The sequence below is a fragment of the Xanthomonas bonasiae genome (assembly GCF_014836395.1).
Lineage (GTDB): Bacteria > Pseudomonadota > Gammaproteobacteria > Xanthomonadales > Xanthomonadaceae > Xanthomonas_A > Xanthomonas_A bonasiae.
On the sequence record NZ_JACSQX010000010.1, the window covers coordinates 133,687 to 152,660 of the forward strand.

At 68.8% G+C, this 18,974-nt stretch carries 21 protein-coding genes and 2 tRNA genes; 15 read left to right on the top strand and 8 right to left on the bottom strand.

The genetic code is table 11. From position 1 onward, the window contains the following. The first annotated feature begins 1 nt into the window (after position 1). The 8 genes from H9658_RS16905 to H9658_RS16940 all read left to right on the top strand — a co-directional run bounded on the left by H9658_RS16905 (position 2) and on the right by H9658_RS16940 (position 6,787). Positions 2 to 1,072 (top strand): threonine aldolase family protein, encoded by a 1,071-nt coding sequence (locus tag H9658_RS16905; protein WP_191826246.1) that lies wholly within the window; start codon positions 2 to 4, stop codon positions 1,070 to 1,072. A gap of 21 nt (positions 1,073 to 1,093) precedes the next feature. Beyond that, positions 1,094 to 1,858 carry an SIMPL domain-containing protein gene (locus tag H9658_RS16910; RefSeq protein WP_191826247.1) on the top strand — a complete coding sequence of 255 codons (765 nt, stop codon included), beginning with the start codon at positions 1,094 to 1,096 and terminating at the stop codon, positions 1,856 to 1,858. A gap of 10 nt (positions 1,859 to 1,868) precedes the next feature. Beyond that, positions 1,869 to 2,453 (top strand): anthranilate synthase component II, encoded by a 585-nt coding sequence (locus H9658_RS16915; protein ID WP_179569167.1) that lies wholly within the window; start codon positions 1,869 to 1,871, stop codon positions 2,451 to 2,453. Then, entirely contained in the window at positions 2,450 to 2,800 is a 351-nt protein-coding gene (locus H9658_RS16920; protein ID WP_179569165.1) for a hypothetical protein, read from the top strand. The genes H9658_RS16915 and H9658_RS16920 overlap by 4 nt, the downstream gene beginning before the upstream one ends. A 16-nt stretch (positions 2,801 to 2,816) precedes the next feature. Next, entirely contained in the window at positions 2,817 to 3,875 is a 1,059-nt protein-coding gene (trpD, locus tag H9658_RS16925) for an anthranilate phosphoribosyltransferase (protein WP_191826248.1), read from the top strand. A 209-nt stretch (positions 3,876 to 4,084) separates the two neighbouring features. Then, a complete protein-coding gene (locus H9658_RS16930; RefSeq protein WP_191826249.1) occupies positions 4,085 to 5,008 on the top strand; it encodes a DUF7822 domain-containing protein in 924 nt (307 codons plus the stop codon). Positions 5,009 to 5,270: 262 nt separating this feature from the next. Further along, positions 5,271 to 6,068, top strand: a complete 798-nt coding sequence (trpC, locus tag H9658_RS16935) for an indole-3-glycerol phosphate synthase TrpC (RefSeq protein WP_191826250.1) — start codon at positions 5,271 to 5,273, stop codon at positions 6,066 to 6,068. Then, positions 6,065 to 6,787, top strand: coding sequence for a haloacid dehalogenase-like hydrolase (locus H9658_RS16940; protein WP_179569157.1), 723 nt, complete (start codon positions 6,065 to 6,067; stop codon positions 6,785 to 6,787). Before trpC ends, H9658_RS16940 begins: the two co-directional genes overlap by 4 nt. Positions 6,788 to 6,791: 4 nt before the next feature. Here H9658_RS16940 and H9658_RS16945 read toward each other — a convergent pair whose 3' ends face one another. Together H9658_RS16945 and crp are read right to left on the bottom strand one after the other, a co-directional pair. Continuing rightward, positions 6,792 to 7,550, bottom strand: a complete 759-nt coding sequence (locus tag H9658_RS16945) for a sulfite exporter TauE/SafE family protein (RefSeq protein ID WP_191826251.1) — start codon at positions 7,548 to 7,550, stop codon at positions 6,792 to 6,794. Positions 7,551 to 7,598: 48 nt separating this feature from the next. Then, the gene (crp, locus tag H9658_RS16950; RefSeq protein ID WP_046979198.1) at positions 7,599 to 8,288 is read right to left on the bottom strand and encodes a cAMP-activated global transcriptional regulator CRP; all 690 of its coding nucleotides are present in this window, start codon (positions 8,286 to 8,288) and stop codon (positions 7,599 to 7,601) included. Between the two features lie 149 nt (positions 8,289 to 8,437). Between crp and speD the strand changes: the two genes are divergently transcribed. Both speD and H9658_RS16960 read left to right on the top strand, forming a co-directional pair. Further along, complete coding sequence (speD, locus tag H9658_RS16955) at positions 8,438 to 9,232, top strand: adenosylmethionine decarboxylase (RefSeq protein WP_003476431.1); 795 nt, start codon at positions 8,438 to 8,440, stop codon at positions 9,230 to 9,232. Between the two features lie 119 nt (positions 9,233 to 9,351). After that, positions 9,352 to 9,669, top strand: coding sequence for a DMT family transporter (locus tag H9658_RS16960; RefSeq protein ID WP_003470247.1), 318 nt, complete (start codon positions 9,352 to 9,354; stop codon positions 9,667 to 9,669). A 94-nt stretch (positions 9,670 to 9,763) separates the two neighbouring features. Here the strand turns inward: H9658_RS16960 and H9658_RS16965 are convergent, their stop codons facing one another. Both H9658_RS16965 and coq7 read right to left on the bottom strand, forming a co-directional pair. Continuing rightward, positions 9,764 to 10,279 carry a hypothetical protein gene (locus tag H9658_RS16965; protein WP_225210058.1) on the bottom strand — a complete coding sequence of 172 codons (516 nt, stop codon included), beginning with the start codon at positions 10,277 to 10,279 and terminating at the stop codon, positions 9,764 to 9,766. A 192-nt stretch (positions 10,280 to 10,471) separates the two neighbouring features. Next, positions 10,472 to 11,116, bottom strand: coding sequence for a 2-polyprenyl-3-methyl-6-methoxy-1,4-benzoquinone monooxygenase (gene coq7 / locus H9658_RS16970; RefSeq protein WP_179569151.1), 645 nt, complete (start codon positions 11,114 to 11,116; stop codon positions 10,472 to 10,474). A 212-nt stretch (positions 11,117 to 11,328) separates the two neighbouring features. Here coq7 and rplM point away from each other — a divergent pair, with 212 nt between their 5' ends. After that, a complete protein-coding gene (gene rplM, locus H9658_RS16975) occupies positions 11,329 to 11,757 on the top strand; it encodes a 50S ribosomal protein L13 (protein ID WP_003470250.1) in 429 nt (142 codons plus the stop codon). A 2-nt stretch (positions 11,758 to 11,759) separates the two neighbouring features. Then, a complete protein-coding gene (gene rpsI / locus H9658_RS16980; protein WP_003470251.1) occupies positions 11,760 to 12,152 on the top strand; it encodes a 30S ribosomal protein S9 in 393 nt (130 codons plus the stop codon). Between the two features lie 448 nt (positions 12,153 to 12,600). Here rpsI and H9658_RS16985 read toward each other — a convergent pair. Together H9658_RS16985 and H9658_RS16990 are read right to left on the bottom strand one after the other, a co-directional pair. After that, positions 12,601 to 12,675, bottom strand: a tRNA-Gln gene (locus H9658_RS16985). Positions 12,676 to 12,719: 44 nt separating this feature from the next. After that, positions 12,720 to 12,796 (bottom strand) — tRNA-Met (locus H9658_RS16990). Between the two features lie 120 nt (positions 12,797 to 12,916). Here H9658_RS16990 and H9658_RS16995 point away from each other — a divergent pair. From H9658_RS16995 to bfr, 3 genes are all read left to right on the top strand, one after another. Further along, on the top strand, positions 12,917 to 13,528 hold the full coding sequence (locus H9658_RS16995) for an RNA pyrophosphohydrolase (protein WP_179569149.1): 612 nt from the start codon (positions 12,917 to 12,919) through the stop codon (positions 13,526 to 13,528). Between the two features lie 79 nt (positions 13,529 to 13,607). Next, complete coding sequence (locus H9658_RS17000; RefSeq protein ID WP_179569147.1) at positions 13,608 to 13,817, top strand: (2Fe-2S)-binding protein; 210 nt, start codon at positions 13,608 to 13,610, stop codon at positions 13,815 to 13,817. 113 nt (positions 13,818 to 13,930) lie between these two features. Further along, positions 13,931 to 14,401: a bacterioferritin gene (bfr, locus tag H9658_RS17005; RefSeq protein ID WP_145704796.1), complete on the top strand. Its 471-nt coding sequence runs from the start codon at positions 13,931 to 13,933 to the stop codon at positions 14,399 to 14,401. Positions 14,402 to 14,584: 183 nt separating this feature from the next. Here the strand turns inward: bfr and H9658_RS17010 are convergent, their stop codons facing one another. Together H9658_RS17010 and H9658_RS17015 are read right to left on the bottom strand one after the other, a co-directional pair. Further along, positions 14,585 to 16,999 (bottom strand): hybrid sensor histidine kinase/response regulator, encoded by a 2,415-nt coding sequence (locus H9658_RS17010; protein WP_406848140.1) that lies wholly within the window; start codon positions 16,997 to 16,999, stop codon positions 14,585 to 14,587. Positions 17,000 to 17,034: 35 nt separating this feature from the next. Beyond that, the gene (locus tag H9658_RS17015; RefSeq protein ID WP_191826254.1) at positions 17,035 to 18,936 is read right to left on the bottom strand and encodes an EAL domain-containing protein; all 1,902 of its coding nucleotides are present in this window, start codon (positions 18,934 to 18,936) and stop codon (positions 17,035 to 17,037) included. Positions 18,937 to 18,974 lie beyond the last annotated feature (38 nt).

Here is an 18,974-nt window from a genome sequence, read left to right on the forward strand (position 1 = left end):
CGTGTCCGCGCCGAGCCCGCGGATCAGCTTCCGCAACGACTACAGCGAAGGCGCGCATCCGCGCCTGCTCGCCGCGCTGGCCGCGGCCAGCGCCGAGCAGAACGGCGGCTACGGCCTGGACCGGCACAGCGAACGCGCCGCGCAGCTGATCCGCCGCGAGATCGCCTGCGCGCACGCCGACGTGCACCTGCTGGTCGGCGGCACGCAGACCAACCTGGCCGCGATCGGCGCCTTTCTGCGTCCGCATCAGGCGGTGATCGCTGCCGCCAGCGGGCATATCGCCACGCACGAGACCGGCGCGATCGAGGCCACCGGGCACAAGGTCCTGACGGTGGAGGCGGCCGATGGCCGGCTGAGCCCGGCGCTGATCGCGCCGCTGCTGGCCGAGCACGGCAACGAACACATGGTGCAGCCGCGGTTGGTGTACGTGTCCAACACCACCGAGCTCGGCACCATCTATCGCAAGCATGAGCTGCAGGCCTTGCGCGACGTCTGCGACGCGCATGGGCTGTGGCTGTTCCTGGACGGCGCGCGCATCGGTAGCGCATTGACCGCCGAGGGCAACGACCTGACCCTGGCCGATGTCGCCGCGCTGACCGATGCGTTCTATATCGGCGGCACCAAGAACGGCGCGCTGCTCGGCGAGGCGCTGGTGATCGTCAATCCCGCGTTGCAGGCCGATTTCCGCTACCTGCTCAAGCAGCGCGGTGCGCTGCTGGCCAAGGGCATGGTGCTGGGCACGCAGTTCGCCGCGCTGTTCGAGGACGGCCTGTTCTACGAACTGGCCGCGCATGCCAGCCGCATGGCCGCGCGCCTGCGCGAAGGCCTGGCCGCGGCTGGCGCGCAGTTCGCGTCGGATTCGCCGACCAACCAGCTGTTCGTGACGCTGCCGGCCGAGGCCGTCGAGGCCTTGGCGCAGCGCTACGACTTCGAGCGCTGGCAGGCGCTGGCCGACGGCCGCTGGGTGATCCGCTTCGTGACCTCGTGGGCGACGCAGGCCGACGCGGTCGACGCGCTGTGCCGCGATTTCGCCGCGCTTTCGTACCCCGGCGCGCGACGCGCGGCCGGCTGACATTCGCCAAGGAGAGCAAGGATGAAAACGAACACGATCGGTCGCTGGGTCATCGCCGTGCTGCTGGCATTGCCGACGTTCGCCAGCGCGCAGGTCAACAGCCTGCCGTCGCAGCCGCACCTGCTGGTCAAGGGCGAGGCGCAGCGCGAAGTGGTGCCGGATCGCTTCGGGGTCAAGATCATGCTGAGCGCAGTGGATGCCGACCCGGGTGCGGCGCGCAAGCGCGTGCAGGCCAATGCGGCGAACGTGCTGGCTGCATTCAAGCAACAGCATGCGCTTGCCGACAGCGTGCAGGCGGCCACGCTGTCGATCCAGCCAGAGCAGCGCTACGAAGACGACAAGCAAATCTTCAGCGGGACCCGCGTGCAGCGGACCTTGTCTGCTGATTTCGGCACGCTGGACGATGTGCGCGGCTTGCTCGGCAAGCTGAGCACCAGCGAAGAACTGCAAGTGTCCGGCATCGCACCGCACTACAGCGGCGAAGCCGCGCTGCGTGCCGAACTCAAGCGCCAGGCGGCCGAACAGACTCGTACGTCGGCGCAGGCGCTGGCAACGGCCTATGGCGTGCGTCTGGGTGGTCTTTACACCATTTCGGAAGTGGCGCCGGACTTTGCTTATGGCATTCAGGCTGGTCATTGGCCATCAGAGTCGCGTCGCCAAGGTCTAGTCAGCGAGAACTACAGGCCTACGCCACTTCCGATGCCGGCGCCCGCCGCCGAATCCCTGGAAGCCGGCAGCCTCACCCTTTCCGAAAACGTCTATGCGGTCTTCCTGATCGCGCAATGAGTCCTTCGCCATGCTGCTGATGCTCGACAACTACGACAGCTTCACCTACAACCTCGTGCAGTACCTGCAGGCGCTCGGCGCCGAGGTCAAGGTGGTGCGCAACGACGCGCTCAGCGTGGACGAGATCGAGCGGCTGGCGCCGGAGCGCATCGTGATCTCGCCCGGCCCGTGCACGCCGAACGAGGCCGGCGTGTCGCTGCAGCTGATCGAGCGGCTCGGCCAGCGCACGCCGATCCTGGGCGTGTGCCTGGGCCACCAGAGCATCGGCCAGGCCTACGGCGGGCAGGTGGTGCGCGCCGGCACCATCATGCACGGCAAGACCTCGCGTATCCGCCACGAAGGCCGCGGCGTGTTCGCCGGCCTGCCGGACCGCTACGAGGCCACCCGCTACCACTCGCTGGTGGTGGAGAAGACCACGCTGCCGGACTGCCTGGAAGTGACCGCCTGGACCGAAAACGAAGACGGCACGATGGAAGAGATCATGGGCCTGCGTCACCGCCAGTTCCCGGTCGAGGGCGTGCAGTTCCATCCCGAGTCCATCCTCACCGAGCACGGCCACGCCTTGCTGCGTAACTTTCTGGAGCGTCCGCAATGAACCGATACCTGTCGTTGTTGTTGGCGGCCAGCGCCATCCTGGCCATGGCGCCGGTCCGAGCCGCTGCGGTGCCCTCGACCATGCAGTGCGCCGACCAGGCCGTGGCGCAGGCGCGGCGGCTGCTGAATTTCCATGTCGGCAACGACGAGCGCGCGGAGGTGCCGGGCCCGGCCCGGCCGCTGCCGTCCATCGCCAATCCGGCCAATGCCAAGCAACGCTTCGACGTCCTGGAAGTGATGGGCTACGTCTACAAGGGCGAGTACCGCATGCGCCTGCTCTATTACCGAATGCGCGAAGGCGACTGCGTGCTGATGGGCCAGGAAATCCTCGAGCACGCCAGTCTTTGAACGTCCAGGAACCGCCATGACGCTGACCCCCCAGCAAGCCCTGCAACGCACCATCGAACACCGCGAGATCTTCCACGACGAGATGGTCGGGCTGATGCGGCAGATCATGCGCGGCGAAGTGTCGCCGATGATGACCGCGGCGATCCTCACCGGGCTGCGGGTGAAGAAGGAGACGATCGGCGAGATCGCCGGCGCGGCCGCGGTGATGCGCGAGTTCTCGCGCACCGTCGAGGTCGCCGACCGCACCCACATGGTCGATATCGTCGGCACCGGCGGCGACGGCTCGCACACCTTCAACATCTCCACCTGCGCGATGTTCGTGGCCGCCGCGGCCGGCGCCAAGGTGGCCAAGCACGGCAACCGCAGCGTCTCCTCCAAGTCCGGCAGCGCCGACGCGCTCGAAGCGCTGGGCGCGGCGATCGAGCTGCAGCCCGAGCAGGTGGCGCAGGCCCTGGACGCCACCGGCATCGGCTTCATGTATGCGCCGGTGCACCACCCGGCGATGAAGGTGGTGGCGCCGGTACGGCGCGAGATGGGGGTGCGCACCATCTTCAACATCCTCGGACCGCTGACCAATCCGGCCGGTTCGCCGAACATCCTGATGGGCGTGTTCCATCCCGACCTGGTCGGCATCCAGGCGCGCGTGCTGCACGAGCTGGGCGCCGAGCGCGCGCTGGTGGTGTGGGGGCGCGACGGCATGGACGAACTCTCGCTCGGCGCCGGCACCCTGGTCGGCGAACTGCGCGACGGCGAAGTGCGCGAGTACGAAGTGCATCCGGAGGATTTCGGCATCGCCATGTCGGCCAGCCGCAACCTCAAGGTCGCCGATGCCGCCGAATCGATGGCGATGCTGCTCGGCGTGCTCGACAACGTGCCCGGTCCGGCGCTGGACATCGTCGCCTTCAACGCCGGCGCGGCGCTGTACGTGGCCGGCGTGGCGGCCGATATCGGCGCCGGCATCGGCTTGGCACGCGCCGCGATCGCCGACGGCCGCGCGCGCGCCAAGCTCGATGCGTATGTGGCGTGTACGCGGCGCTTGGCGGGTCTGCAGGACGCGGCGTCCGCTGCCGGCTGAACGCGACGGATCGGCAAAACGGTCGCCGCGTCGCCGCCGCGGCCATCCATGCCGTCGGCAATGCAGGCTTGGTGCGCGCCATGTCGTTCGCGCGTCATGCGGATGAGCGAATGTGCCGGTGGCGATACGTGTGCAGGGCGGTGCGCTGGCCGGCGCGATAAGCTGCGGTCCGCTGCGCATCGGCGGCGCACCCCGACACGAGGATTTGCATGGCCAACCGATCCTATCTCTACAGCCTCGGCAACCGGCCGACGTCCTACTACGACCGGCCCGAGACCATTTCCAGCCTCTCGGAGTGGGCGTACGACGTGCCGTTCGTGTACCGGCTGCTGATGTCGGCCGATCCCCAGCTATGCGCCTCGCTCGTGGCGGAAGGCCTGGATGACGACGAGGACGATGACGAGAACAATGACGAAGATGTCGTTGAAGCCGCCGATCAGGAGGCCGACGAGGGCGAAGACGAGGGCGAAGACGAAGACGAAGACGAAGACCAGCCCCCGCGCCTGCATGCGATCAGCAGTCCGTTCGCGCCGGGCCTGGAGCGGGTCAGGCGCTTCGCCGAGATCGTGAAGGTGATCGCGGCGACGGCTGCGCCTGCGGCACCGCCCGCTCCGGCGCCGATCGCCGCGCCACCACCGGTGTCCTGGCTGGGGCGTCTCGCGCGGATGTTCTCGGCGACGCCGGTATCGGCACCGATCGCGGCGCCGGTGCGTGCGCCTGCGACGGTCGAGCACCTGCCGGGCTGGTTGGACGAAACGATCGCGTTCCTGGAAGAGAACCGCGACGCGTTCCTGCTGCTGGAGACCGTCGAGCTGGACATGATGTCGGCGGCCGAAGAAGCGGAACTGCGCGCATGCGTCGAGGAGGAGATCGAACGCTGCCGCGCCGTCGGTGCGGCCTTCGAAGCCTTGCCGGCCGACACCCACGAGGCGGCGCGCCTGCTGCGCCGCCTGGCTGTCGAAGAGGGCGCACCGCCGCTCGATGTCTTCCACGGCCTGCGCTTCGACGACGACTGCGACAGCACGCGCACCGGCGCCACCGAGCGGCCGCTGGGACTCACCAACTGGTCCGAGGTGCTGTACTTCGAATTGTCCGACCGGGAGGAGCTCGACGCACGCGAGGAAAGGGACTGACGCCGCAGGCCGCGCCGCAGGTTGCGGTGGGCCGCGAATGCGGCGCGGCTGTCGCCGCGGTGCCACGGCAGCAGGCGGTGCCACAACCGAACCGGCGCGGGAGAGGCGCATACATCCGCGCGGCAGCTGTCCGCTCGCGCTTGCCGGTCCCAAAAAACCGACGCCCATGCTGCTGGCCGCGTCCCGAATCCCCAATCCGGCCGCATGACCCCGGCCTTCACCATCTTGACCGATAATGCCCGTCCCCCAGGATCCAAGCCCTATGAGCAGCGACATCCTCCGCACCATCCTCGCCCGCAAGGCCGAAGAGATCGCCGCGCGCAGCGCGCGCGTGCCGCTGTCCGAGCTGATGGCGCGCGCCGAGGCGGCGCCGCCGGTGCGCGGTTTCGCGCGCGCGCTGCAGGCCGCGATTGCCGCCGGCGACCCCGCGGTGATCGCCGAGGTCAAGAAGGCCAGCCCGTCCAAGGGTGTGATCCGCGCCGACTTCCATCCGGCCGACATCGCGGTCAGCTACGAATTCGGCGGCGCCGCCTGCCTGTCGGTGCTGACCGACGAGGACTTTTTCCAGGGTCACGACCGCTATCTGCAACAGGCGCGCGAGGCGTGCACGCTGCCGGTGCTGCGCAAGGACTTCATCATCGACCCGTACCAGGTCTATGAGGCGCGCGTGCTCGGCGCCGACTGCATCCTGCTGATCGTCTCCGCGCTCGACGACCTGCAGCTGGCCGAACTGTCGGCGCTGGCGCTGCAACTGGGCATGGACGTGCTGGTCGAAGTGCACGACATCGACGAACTGGAACGCGCGATCCAGGTGCCGGTGCCGCTGATCGGCATCAACAACCGCAACCTGCGCACCTTCGAGGTGTCGCTGCAGACCACGCTGACGATGCGCGACGCGGTACCGCGCGATCGCCTGCTGGTCACCGAGAGCGGCATCTTCGGCCCGGCCGACGTGGCGACGATGCGCGCGGCCGGCGTGCACGCGTTCCTGGTCGGCGAAGCCTTCATGCGCGCCGAGGAACCCGGCGAGGCGCTGCGCCAGCTGTTCTTCGAACCATGAGCGAGGCCTATCCCGCGCCGCGCGCCGATGCGCCGCTGGTGGTGTTCGATTTCGACCACACGCTGTACGACGGCGATTCGGGCAGCCACCTGTTCGCCTGGCTGATCCGGCGCAACCCCGTGCGCCTGGCTGCCGCGCTGCTGGCCACGCCGCTGCTGGGGCCGCTGGTGGCGATGCTGCCGACCCGGCGCACCGGCATCTCCGGCTACGTGTGGATCGCCAGCTTCGGCCTGCACCGCGCCCGCGAGTTCAATCGGGTGATCGACCAGTACGTGCTGCAGCACGAGGCGCGGATCCGCCAGCGCCTGCTGCCGCACGCGCTGGAGGTGTTCGCCCGGCACCGCGCCGCCGGCGACCGGGTGGTGGTCGCCACCGGCGCGCCGCCGGAACTGGCGCGCGCCATCCTCGGTTTCGTCGCCCACCAGGACGTGCCGGTGGTCGGCAGCCTGATCGGCCCACGGCTGGGCGCAGTCACCGCCACCCGCCACTGCCACAACGAAGAGAAGATGCGCATGCTGCGCGAGCTGGGCTATGGCGAGATCGCCACCGCCTACTCCGACAGCACCGCCGACCTGCCGCTGCTGCACGCCGCCGCGGTGCCGGTGGTGGTCAATCCGAAAGCCTCGGCCGTGGCCCGCTTCCGCCGCGAACTGCCCTCCGGCACGCCGATCCTGAACTGGGGTTGCCGCGACCGCGCTGGCGACGCCTCGCCGCAATAACGGGCTAAGCCCACCAGCGATGCAGCGTGCTGCCGATCTGGTACAGGCTGATCCCGAGCACCAGCAGGCCCACCGCCACCAGCACCCAGCGTTCGCGCACCCGCTTGACCAGCACCGCCGCCAGCGGCGCGGCCAGCATGCCGCCGACCAGCAGCCCGAGCACGATTTCTAGGTGCTGGACGCCCATCGTCAGCAGGAAGGTCAGCGAGATCGACAGCGTCACCAGGAATTCGGCGGCATTGACCGTGCCGATCGTGGTGCGCGCCTGGCCGCCGCGCGCCAGCAGGGTCGAGGTCGCCACCGGCCCCCAGCCGCCGCCGCCGCTGGCGTCGAGCAGGCCGGCGACGAAGCCCAGCAGCGGCACCCGCTGCACCTGCTGCCGCGGCAGCGCACGGCCGGCGGCGCGCAACAGGATCAGCACCGCCAGGCCCAGCAGATACAAATGCACGAACGGACGGATCATGTCGCCCGGCAGCTGGGTCAGTACATAGGCGCCGAGGATGCCGCCGGCCATGCCCGGCAGCGCCAGGCGCAGGAACAGGCGCTTGTCGACATTGCCCAGCGCCAGGTGCGACAGGCCCGAGGCGCCGGTGGTGAAGACTTCGGCGCTGTGCACGCTGGCGCTGACCGCCGCCGGCGGCAGGCCCATACTCAGCAGCACGGACGAGGACACCAGGCCGAAGGCCATGCCCAGCGCGCCATCGACCAGCTGCGCCGCCAGGCCGACCAGCACGAACCAATAGAAGGTCTCGCTCAGAACCATCGCGGTGGACCGCCGCCGCTAGCGCGGCGCGCGGTCGCGGCCTTGCGCTCAGCGCGCGCCGTACAGCACCACGGTCTTGCCACGGGCGTGCAGGATGCCGTCGACCTGCAGCTTCTTCAGCACCCGCCCGGCCATCTCGCGCGAGCAGCCGACCAGCCGCGCCAGCTCCTGCCGCGAGACGCGCAGCTGCATGCCCTGCGGGTGGCTCATCGCCTCCGGCTCCTGCGCCAGGTCGTGCAGGGTACGCACGATGCGGTCGGTGACGTCCAGGAATGCCAGGCGGCTGGCCTTGCGCGAGGTGTCGAGCAGGCGCTTGGACAGCTGCACGCCGATCGCGTACAGCACCCGCGGCGCATCCGCCGACAGCGAGCCCAGGAACAGCTGGTGCAGCCGTTCGTAGCTGATCTCGGCCAGTTCGCACGGGGTACGGGTGCGCAGGATCACTTCGCGCTGGTCCGATTCGATGAACAGGCCCATCTCGCCGACGAACTCGCCGCTGCCGAAATAGCCCAGCACCAGCTCGCGGTCGTCATCTTCCTCGGCGATGATGCTGACCGAGCCGCTGACGACGTAGTACAGGGTGCCGGCCGGATCGCCGGGCCTGAACACGTCGGTCCGCGCCGGATAGCGACGCCGATGGCTGTGCGCCAGGAAGCGGTCGATGGTGGCGGTGTCCAACGTCAGAGGACTTGGAGCGATGCGCACAGGTGTTGCAGTGGAGGTGTTTCCGGGACTCATGGCGGCTTCGCTACTACGTGAGTCCCGAAGCTTAACGGGACGCGTTGTCTGCGGCAAACGAGCGCCAATCCCCACGTTTCGCTACGGGCGCGTTTGGCCCATAATTGCTGCCCTTTCTACCCCATCCATCTTTTAGAGGATTCACGCCCGTGGTCAAGCCGTTGCCTCGCCTGAGGCTGCAAGGTTTCAACAACCTCACCAAGGCGTTGAGCTTCAACATCTACGACGTCTGCTACGCGGTTTCCGAAGAGGAGCGCCAGCGCTACATCGAGTACATCGACGAGCAGTACGACGCCGACCGACTGACCGAGATCCTCACCGATGTGGCCGAGATCATCGGCGCCAACATCCTCAACATCGCGCGCCAGGACTACGATCCGCAGGGCGCCTCGGTGACCATCCTGATCTCCGAAGAGCCGGTGATCGACAAGAAGCTGGCCGGCAAGGAGATCATCTCCGACGCGGTGGTCGCGCACATGGACAAGAGCCACATCACCGTCCATACCTACCCGGAAACCCACCCGCAGCACGGCATCGCGACCTTCCGCGCCGACATCGACGTCGCCACCTGCGGGGTGATCTCGCCGCTGAAGGCGCTCAATTACCTGATCGAGCGGCTGGAATCGGACATCGTGATCATGGATTACCGCATCCGTGGCTTCACCCGCGACGTGAAAGGCAAGAAGCACTACATCGACCACAAGATCAATTCGATCCAGAACTTCCTGGCCAAGAACATCAAGGCGCGTTACGAGATGTTCGACGTCAACGTCTATCAGGAGAACATCTTCCACACCAAGATGCACCTGAAGGACTTCGATCTGGACCAGTACCTGTTCGAGGAAAAGGCCAAGAACCTCTCGTTCAAGGAGCGCATGCGGATCGAGGCGCTGCTCAAGCGCGAGATCGAGGAACTGTTCCACGGTCGCAATCTGGCCGAGTAGCACGTCACATTCGGCGGGACGGCCCGCCCCGCGGCGTTTGCGCTGCGACCCCTGCCGACGGCGGCCCGATGTGCAGACATCGGGCCGTTTTTGTTTTTATTTGTCTACGGAGACAGACAATGCCATGGATCTACCTGCTGCTCGCCGGCCTGTTCGAAATCGGCTTCGCGCTCGGACTCAAGTACAGCGAAGGCTTCACCCGGTTGTGGCCGACGCTGGGCACGCTGGCCGGCGCCGGCATCAGCCTGTGGCTGTTGACCCAGGCGCTGAAGCACATCCCGCTGGGCACGGCGTATGCGATCTGGACCGGGATCGGCGCGTTGGGCACCGCGGCGCTGGGCATCGCGCTGTTCGGCGACAGCGCCTCGCCGGCGCGGCTGGCCTGCATCGGGCTGATCGTGGCCGGCGTGATCGGCCTGAAGCTGGTCCAGTCCTGAGCGCTGCCGGGTTCGCCGCCTGAGAAGCAAACCCATGCCCCAACGCGTGGGGTGGCGCAGCGGCGCCTGCGCGGCGCGCGCGGTCCGAAATCGCTCAGGCCACGGCGGGACGGCGGCGGCGCGTGCCGAGCACGCGTCCGATCAGCACCTGGTGCGCGGCTGCGGCCAGCAGCGCAGCGATCGACAGCGCGATCGCCAGGCGGGTCAGCACGCTGCCGAGGTTGCCGGCGTGCTGCAGCTGGTCGAGGCGGCCGAAGCGCGACGGGTCGGCATTGGCGTAGGCGATCTCCACCGTGGCGCCGTCGAGCAGCAGCGGCGCGGCCTCGGCGCCGCTGGCCTCGAACGTGCCGCGGTGCAGTCGGCCCTTGCTCTCGAAGACATAGTGGAAGCGGTAATGCACCAACGGCTCGGCATGCACGCCGAAGGCGCCGTCGGCGATCACCGGCACCGTGGCCACCGAGTGGTCGGACAGGATCGCGCTGGCGTGGCGGTAGTCGCCGAGCAGGTGGTACAGCAATGCGCCGCCACCGAGCGCGAACAGGCTGGCGAACAGCAGGCGCGAGAGCCAGCGGGTCCGTGGCGAGGCAATGTGGATGGAGCGTGCGGGCATGTCGGTCGAAAATGCGCGCGCGAGCGGCATGGCTCGGCGCAGTGCTGCGGCGGAGACGGGCGGTGCCGGGATGGAACCGCCGGTCGCCGGAACAGGGCAAGCTGACGTGGAATCAGTCAGCTTTCGTTCACTTTAACCCGAATGCGCCGGCAATGCCAGCGCCAGCCCCGCGGCACGCCTGCCGCGCCGCGTTCAGAGCCGGTAGGCGACCGCTTTCATCAGCCGCGAGGCCGCGGCCATCAGGCTCGGAATCGGCGCCGGCAAGCGCCGCGCGCCGGCCTGTTCGGCATGCTCGGCATGGCGCGCCTCGTCGGCCTTCATCACCTTCAGTACGTCGCGGCTGCGCAGGTCGGCCGGCGGCAGCGTCTGCAGGTGCTCGTCCAGATGCGCCTCGACCTGGCGTTCGGTCTCCACCACGAAGCCCAGATTCCAGCCGTCGCCGCGCAGCCCGGCCAGGGTGCCGATCGCATAGCTGCCGGCGTACCAGACCGGATTGAACAGGCTCGGGCGGCTGTCCAGTTCGCGCAGCCGTGCCGCGCACCAGGCCAGGTGGTCGGTCTCTTCCTGCGCCGCCTCCAGCAGGTGCGCGCGGGTCGCCGGATCGCGCGCGACCGCGGCCTGGCCGAAGTACAGGCCCTGCGCGCAGACCTCGCCGACATGGTTGATGCGCATCAGCCCGGCGGCGTGGCGGCGTTCGTCCGGCGCCAGCACCACGTCGGCGGTGGCCGCGGCCGGGTAGGGGCGCTGTGCCGGCGGATTGCCGAACACCGTCTCCAGGGCGCGCTGGGCCTCGACCAGGGCGCGGTCGAGCGGGGTATGCAGGCGGGGAGCCGTCATCGAGGGGCCGGGGCGGTAGGGGATTCGATTTTCCCCTCCGGCCGCCGCGATGCCAAGCGCGGCCGCCGCCCGTGGCGGCTCCGCCAGGGGTGGACTTGCAAGCGGCGGCGGCGGCGCGTAGAATTTCGCCTCTTGCGTTTTTGCAATTCACAACGCGTGGCAAAGTTCAGGCAGCCTGCTGCCTGAATCCGCCCGACCAACCGAGTCTTCTAATGAGCACCTTCACCGCTAAGTCCGAGACCGTCCAGCGCGACTGGTATCTCGTCGACGCCGCCGGCAAAACGCTGGGCCGGCTTTCCACCGAATTGGCCCGCCGTCTGCGCGGCAAGCACAAGCCGGTCTATACCCCGCACGTCGATACCGGCGATTACCTGGTGGTGATCAACGCCGAGAAGATCACGGTCACCGGCAACAAGCTCAACGACAAGAAGTACCACCGCTTCACCGGCTACATCGGCAACCTGAAGACCGAGACCTTGGCGCAGGCGCTGGAGCGTCATCCCGAGCGCGTCATCGAGATCGCGGTCAAGGGCATGCTGCCGAAGGGTCCGCTGGGTCGCGCCATGTACCGCAAGCTCAAGGTCTACAAGGGCTCCGAGCATCCGCATACCGCCCAGCAGCCGCAAGTTCTGGATATCTAATCATGGCTATCACGCAAAACTACGGCACCGGCCGCCGCAAGTCTTCCACCGCCCGCGTGTTCCTGCGCAAGGGCACCGGCAACATCACCGTCAACAACCGTCCGCTGGACGAGTTCTTCGGCCGTGAGACCGCGCGCATGATCGTGCGCCAGCCGCTGGAGCTGACCAAGAACACCGAGAGCTTCGACATCTTCGTCACCGCCGCCGGCGGCGGCACCACCGGCCAGGCCGGTGCGATCCGCCTGGGCATCGCCCGCGCGCTGGTCGAGTACGACGAAACCCTGAAGTCCGAGCTGCGCAAGGCCGGCTTCATGACCCGCGACGCCCGCGAAGTCGAGCGTAAGAAGGTCGGTCTGCACAAGGCCCGCCGCGCGACCCAGTTCTCCAAGCGCTGATCCACCGCGCCTGGCGTGGAATCCTTCGGGATTCCCCTGGGAAACACGCAAAAGCCCGGCTCCGGCCGGGCTTTTGTCGTTTCGGGGAATCGGTGCTGCGCCTTGGTGGTTGCTGCGCGGTCGAAATTGAGTCGGGCGATGGCGGCCGCCGGGACCGCACGCGTCCGAGCGTGGCGTCCAGGGCATGCGTCTTCAGAAGTATCGGCAGTCGGGCACGCCCCCCCGCACGAGAGTCGAGGCTTTACCTCCAACCTGCATCAAAGTGTCTGGTGAAAAGCCCCCTTGGAGTCCAAGGGGGCGCGCCGACAGGCGCGGGGATGTGGGGGCGGAAGGGCTGGGGCCCGCATCTTGCGCAGCAAGGTGCGGGGCGCAGGCGCGTAGCGCCTGCGCAAACCCCGCGCCAAACAAAAAAGAAAGGCCGATCAAAGATCGGCCTTTCTTTTTTGTTTGGCTGCCCCGGATGGATTCGAACCACCGAATGCCTGAGTCAGAGTCAGGTGCCTTACCGCTTGGCGACGGGGCAATGTCGCAGATTGCAATTATCGCACGCCTGCTGCGTGGACACCATGGTGGCTATGGGTGGACTCGAACCACCGACCCCAGCATTATGAGTGCTGTGCTCTAACCGGCTGAGCTACATAGCCTTGGTGAACCGCCAATTCTTATAGTAAATGGGGCGGCTGTCAACGGGTTTTTGCCGCGCTTGTGGGCCGGCCGCAGCCATGGCAGAGTCGGAGCCAGTAGATTTTTCAGGAGTCCGCATCGTGATCGATCCGGACGGCTATCGACCGAACGTGGGCATCGTGCTGATGCGGCCGGACGGTCAGGTGTTCTGGGCACGTCGCGTGCGCCGGGATGGCTGGCAGTTCCCGCAAGGCGGCATGAATACCGACGAGACCCCGGTCGAGGCCATGTACCGCGAGTTGCGTGAAGAGACCGGGCTGTTGCCCGAGCACGTCGAAGTGCTCGGCGCGACGCCTGGCTGGCTGCGCTATCGGCTGCCCAGCCGCGCCATCCGCCGCAACGAACGCCAGGTGTGCATCGGCCAGAAGCAGGTCTGGTTCCTGCTGCGGATGCAGTGCGACGAGAGCGAATTGAACCTGGAGCTGACCGAGACCCCGGAATTCGACCATTGGCGCTGGGTCGATTTCTGGTATCCGGTGGAACATGTGGTGCTGTTCAAGCGCGGCGTGTATGCCCGCGCCCTGCGCCACCTGGCGCCGTTGGCGCAGAGCATCGCCGGGCCGGGCATCCGCGCCATGCCGACCCTGGCGCAGGAAGCGTGGATGCCCGGCAACAACGCCGGCCACGAGCGCCCGCGCAAGCGGCCGCGCAAGCGCGGCGGTCCCCTGGTCGCCCGTATTAATAACGATTAACGGTCGGAATTGACAACCATTCTCACTTTGGTTTGAATGGCGGCAGGCGCAGTCCGCGCCGTCCGCCGCCAACGCCATCGTGTACGTCTGCATCTGCAATGGGGTCACCGATCGCCAGATCCGCGAAGCCGCCGATGCCGGCTGCCGCACCGTGTCCGAGCTGACCATGCGCACCGGTTGTGGTGCCACCTGCGGTTCCTGCCTGGACATGGCCGGCGACCTGCTGGAACGCGCGCTGCTGCGCGACCTGCCGTTGCCCATGCTGGGCGGCATGGCCCGCGCCGCCTGAAAGCGGCGTCCGCGCGGCGCGGATGCGCAGCGGGATGATCACGATTCGCGTTCCTTCACGGCCGCGGCCGATTCGCTAAAGTCTGCGCTTTCCACGCATTAGCGAGCACTGCGATGAAGGGCGACAGCAAGGTCATCGAGTTCCTCAACAAGGTCCTCTACAACGAGTTGACCGCGATCAACCAGTACTTCCTGCACGCCAAGATGCTGAAGAACTGGGGGCTGAAGGAACTGGCCGAACACGAGTACAAGGAATCGATCGACGAGATGAAGCACGCCGACAAGCTGGCGGACCGCATCCTGTTCCTCGAGGGGCTGCCCAACTTCCAGGCGCTGGGCAAGCTGCGCATCGGCGAGAACCCGAAGGAAATCCTCGAGTGCGACCTGGCGCTGGAACAGGACGGCACCACCACCTTGCGCGAAGGCATCGCCTACGCCGAGTCGATCCAGGACTACGTCAGCCGCCAGCTGCTGGCCGACATCCTGGAGTCGGAGGAAGAGCACATCGATTGGCTGGAAACCCAGCTCGATCTGATCGGCCGCATCGGCGAGCCAAACTATCTGCTGACCAAGCTCGAGGACTGAGCGGCGCTTCCGCCTGGCCGTGTTGTGGCCAGCATTCGGGCGGGCCTCGCCCGGCGTGGGTAGCCCAAGGGATGCTGGCACCCCTGTAGGAGCGGCTTCAGCCGCGACAGGCCCTATCCGAAGGTCCCCATAGGATCTGTCGCGGCTGAAGCCGCTCCTACACAGGCAATGGGTATGGGCCGCCTATGGCGCCGTGCTTTCCGCGGCGTCGCGCAAGGTGTTGCGGTAGCCCTTCAAGGCCAGCCGCGCACGCGCGAATTCGGCGATGACCAGCGCCACCGCGACCGCGGGGCGCTCCAGCTGATGGGCGCGCACGCCGGTCTCGATGCGCGCGGCGGCGGCCGACAACGCCAGCGCGCCGACGTTGGCGGCCGAGGACTTCAGCGTGTGCGCCGCGTCGCGCAACGGGTCCAGCTGCGGGATCGCGGCGGCCTGCTCCAGGCGCTGGATCAGCTGCGGCGCATCGTCCAGGAACAGGTCGACGATCTGCGCGGTGGTCGCGCTGCCGGCGAGTTCGCGCAATTCGTCGAGCACCGCGATGTCCAGCACCGGCAACGGGGTCGGCGGCAGCATCGGCGCCGTGTCGGCGCCATTGGCGGCGGGCGTGGGGGTGACGGACGGCGGCGTCGGCGATGCCGCGCTTTCCGTGGCCTCCGCCTCCGCCGGCAGCGCGGCATCCACCGGCGCGGCATTGGCGGCGCGGTGCGGCAGCCAGCGTTGCAGGCATTCCGCCAGCAGTTCGCGGTTGACCGGCTTGGACAGGTAGTCGTCCATGCCCGCCTCCAGGCAGCGCTGGCGGTCGCCGGCCATGGCATTGGCGGTCATCGCCACGATCGGCAACCGCGGCCGTCCCGCCGCCGCTTCGGCCTGGCGCCACTGGCGGGCGGCGGCGTAGCCGTCCAGGACTGGCATCTGGCAGTCCATCAGCACCAGGTCGTAGGGCTGCGCGTCCAGTCGCGCCAGCGCGGCAGCGCCGTCCGTGGCGCTGTCGCTGCGGTAGCCGAGGACGTCGAGCAGCTTCTGCGCGACCAGCAGGTTGACCGGGTTGTCCTCCACCAGCAGCAGGCGGTAATCGGCGGGCGGCGAGGCCGGGCCGGCCGCGATGTCCAGGCCCGGTTCGGTGGCGATGGCCGGGGGTGGCGTTGGTTCGGCGGCGTGCGCGGGGTAGAGCGCGGCATCGGACGGGACCAGCCCGGCGGCGCCAGCGGGGGCCGCCGCAGGCACCAGCGCCAGCATCCCGCGTAAGTCCAGATCCGCCGCCTGCCGCGACAGCAGCGCGCCGTGCGCGCGGATCTCATCGGGAATCTCCACTTCCCCGTACAGCCAGATCAGGCGCACGCCATGCGGTGCCGGCAGGCGCCCGACCGCGCGCTGCAGGGCGCGTGCGCTCTGGCGCAGGCCGTCGAGGTCGCCGATCACCAGGTCGTAGGGCGGGAGCGCGGCGCTGCCGGCGCGCAGCCGCTCCAGCGCTTCCTGGGTCGAGTCGACCTTGCTCAGCTGCACGCCCCAGTTCGGCAGCAGCCCTTTCAGGCGCTGGTACAGGCGCAGGTCGGCGCCGACCAGCAGCGCACGCAGCCGTGGCAGGCCGCCCTGGAGCTGCGGCAGGTCGCCGATCACCTTCAGCAGCGGGATCTCGAACCAGAACGTGGCGCCCTGGTCGCTGCCCGATTCCACGCCGATGCGCCCGCCCATCAGGTCGACGATGCGTTTGCAGATGGCCAGCCCCAGGCCGGTGCCGCCGTACAGGCGGGTGGTGGAGGCATCGGCCTGGGTGAAGGAGCGGAACAGCCGTTCCTGTTGCTCGGCGCTGATGCCGATACCGGTGTCGCGCACCTCCAGGCGCAGCAGGTGCTGCGCCGGGGTCTCGCCGAGGCGGCGCACGCGCAACTCCACGCTGCCGCGCGCGGTGAACTTGATCGCGTTGCCGATCAGGTTGCTCAGCACCTGCCGCAGCCGCACCGGGTCGCCGCGCACCGGCAGGCGCACCGCCGGATCCAGCTGCAGGCTCACGCGCAGGCCCTTGGCCTCGGCCGAACGCTGCATCAGCTGCAGCACGCCGTCGAGCAGTTCGCGCAGGTTGAAGCTGGTGATCTCCAGCTCCAGCCGGTTCGCTTCCAGCTTGGAGTAGTCGAGGATGTCGTCGACGATGCGCAGCAGTTGCAGCGAGGAGTCGTTGGCGGCGCGCAGCATCTCGCGCTGCTCGGTGCCGAGCTGGCCGCGCGCGATCAGTTCCAGCATCGGAATGATGCCGTTGAGCGGGGTGCGGATCTCGTGGCTCATGGTGGCCAGGAATTCGCCCTTGGCCATCGCCGCGGCCTCGGCGGCCTGCTTGGCCTGCACCAGCTCCCGTTCCAGGCGTTCGCGCAGGTGCACGTCGCGCTGCAGCGCGTCGCGTTCGGATTCGGCCAATGCGGCGCGCGCCAGCGCCGCATCCAGCGCGCCGGCCTGCTGCTGCGCGCGCCAGCCGGCCACCACCGCCAGCAGCGCGGCGCTGCCGATGCACAGCGGGGCCAGCAGATGCGACGGCGGCGGCGGGGCCAGCAGCGGCACCGCCAGCAGCGCGCCGGCGACCGCGCTCGCCGCGCTCGACGCGGCCAGCCACGGCAGGGGCCGGCGCCGGCGTGCGGGCATCGCTACAGCACCGCGTTCTGGAAATCGAAGTTCAGTTCGTCGCCGACCGACTGCACCAGGTTGCCCTGGATGAAATCGACCCCGCCCATCCACATCGCCGCGGCCGCCTGCGCTTCCTCGATCTGCTGGCCGATGATCAGCAGCCCGGCGCGGTGCGCCAGGTCGATCGCGGCGCGCAACTGGTCGCGCAGTTCGGCATCGGCATGCGCGTTGGCGAAGCGCGCGGACAGGCGCAGGTAGCCCAGCGGCAACTGGTTGAGCAGCGCCTCGGCCTCGGCGCCGGGTTCGAACTGGCTGAGGCAGAACTGCACGCCCAGCGGCATCAGCCGGGCACAGAACTGCTGCAGCGTCACCGTGTGGATCAGCGCATCGTCCAGGCGCAGGTCGATCACCAGCGAGGTGCCGGTGACGCCGCGGCGGCCGATCGCCTCGACCAGCCAGTCGGCGAAGGCGCCGCGCGCCAGCGTGCGCGAGGACTGCGACACGAACAGGCGCAGCGGCGGCGTGGCGTGCTGGTACAGGTGCAGCAGGCCGAGCGCGTGGTCCAGCACCTGCTGGTCGAGGTCGGCGATGCGCCCGCCGGCCTCGGCCGCGGGCAACACCTGCCCGGCCGACAGCAGCGTGCCGTCGCGCTGGCGCAGGCGCAGCAGGACCTGGTACTGCGCGGTATCGCCGCCGGCCACGGCGACGATCGGCTGGTAGGCCGGCTCCAGCTGGCCTTCGAACATGGCGATGCGGCCGAGGTCCTCTTCCTCGCGCGGCGGCGCGTACGCGGCCACGCCCTGCGGATGCAGGCGCGCCTGCAGCGCGGTGCGTTCGACCGCTTCCAGCGCACTGCCGGCGTCCTCGAACCCTTGCGCCAGGTCGGCATAGCCGATCGCGCAGCGCAGGTGCACGGCTTCGTCGTCGCGCAGCGGGAACGCATGGCTGGCCAGGGCTTCGCGCAAGGCCTGGGCGCGCTGCCGCAGCGCGTCCAGGTCGTTGTCCTGGGCCAGCAGCAGGAAGCTGTTGTCGTTGAGCCGGGCCAGCGGCTGCGGCGCGGTGACGCTGGCCAGGCGGCGCCCGGCCTGGGTCATCAGGCGTTCGAACGCGGCGTAGCCGTAGCGTTCGCGCAGGCCCAGCGCGCTGGCGATCTCGATGAAGAACAGGCCGCCGCCGGCGCGCGCGCGCAGCGACTCGCCGAGCAACTGCAGCACGTGGGTGCGGGTCGGCAGGCCGGTCTCGGGATTGTTCAGCGGCACGCCGTCGCTGGCGCTCTGCTGCGCCTGCTGGCGCGCGCGGCGGATGCGGTTGGAGACCGCGGCGATCAGGTGCCGCGGCCGGATCGGCTTGGTCAGGAAATCGTCGGCGCCGCTGTCCAGCACTTCGTATTGCAGCTCCGGATCCGGGTCGCCGGTCAGGAACACGATCGGCAGCAACTGGTGCTGCGGCTGCTGGCGGATCAGCGCGGTCAGGCGCATGCCGTCCAGGCCGGGCATGTGCAGGTCCATCAGGATCAGGTCGGGGCGGTAGTCGGCGATCGCCTGCTGCACGCCTTCGGCCCGCATCTCCACCTGCGCCTGCATGCCGGCGCCATGCAGCACGCTCTGCGCGAACAAGGCCTGCGAACGGTCGTCTTCGACGATCAGGATGCGGTACGGCGCGTCCAGCGGCGGCGGCGGCGCGGCCGCGTCGCTTGCCGCGCTCGGCGCGGCCGCGGCGGTCTGCTCGCCGGGGGCGGCGGCGGAGGCGGTGCCGTCTTCCGCGCGCGGCGCCATGTCGAGATCGGGCGCCGGCGCTTGCGCGTCCGGCACCGCGTCGGCGGCCCAGCGCCGCCAGTAGTGCGGTGGCGGGGTCTCGGCACGGACGTTGCGCGAACGCGGATCGTCGCGGCTGGAAAGTGGTGCGGTGTCTCTTGCGGCCATCGCGTCTTTATCCTGGTGCGCGCGCAATTATGCGATGA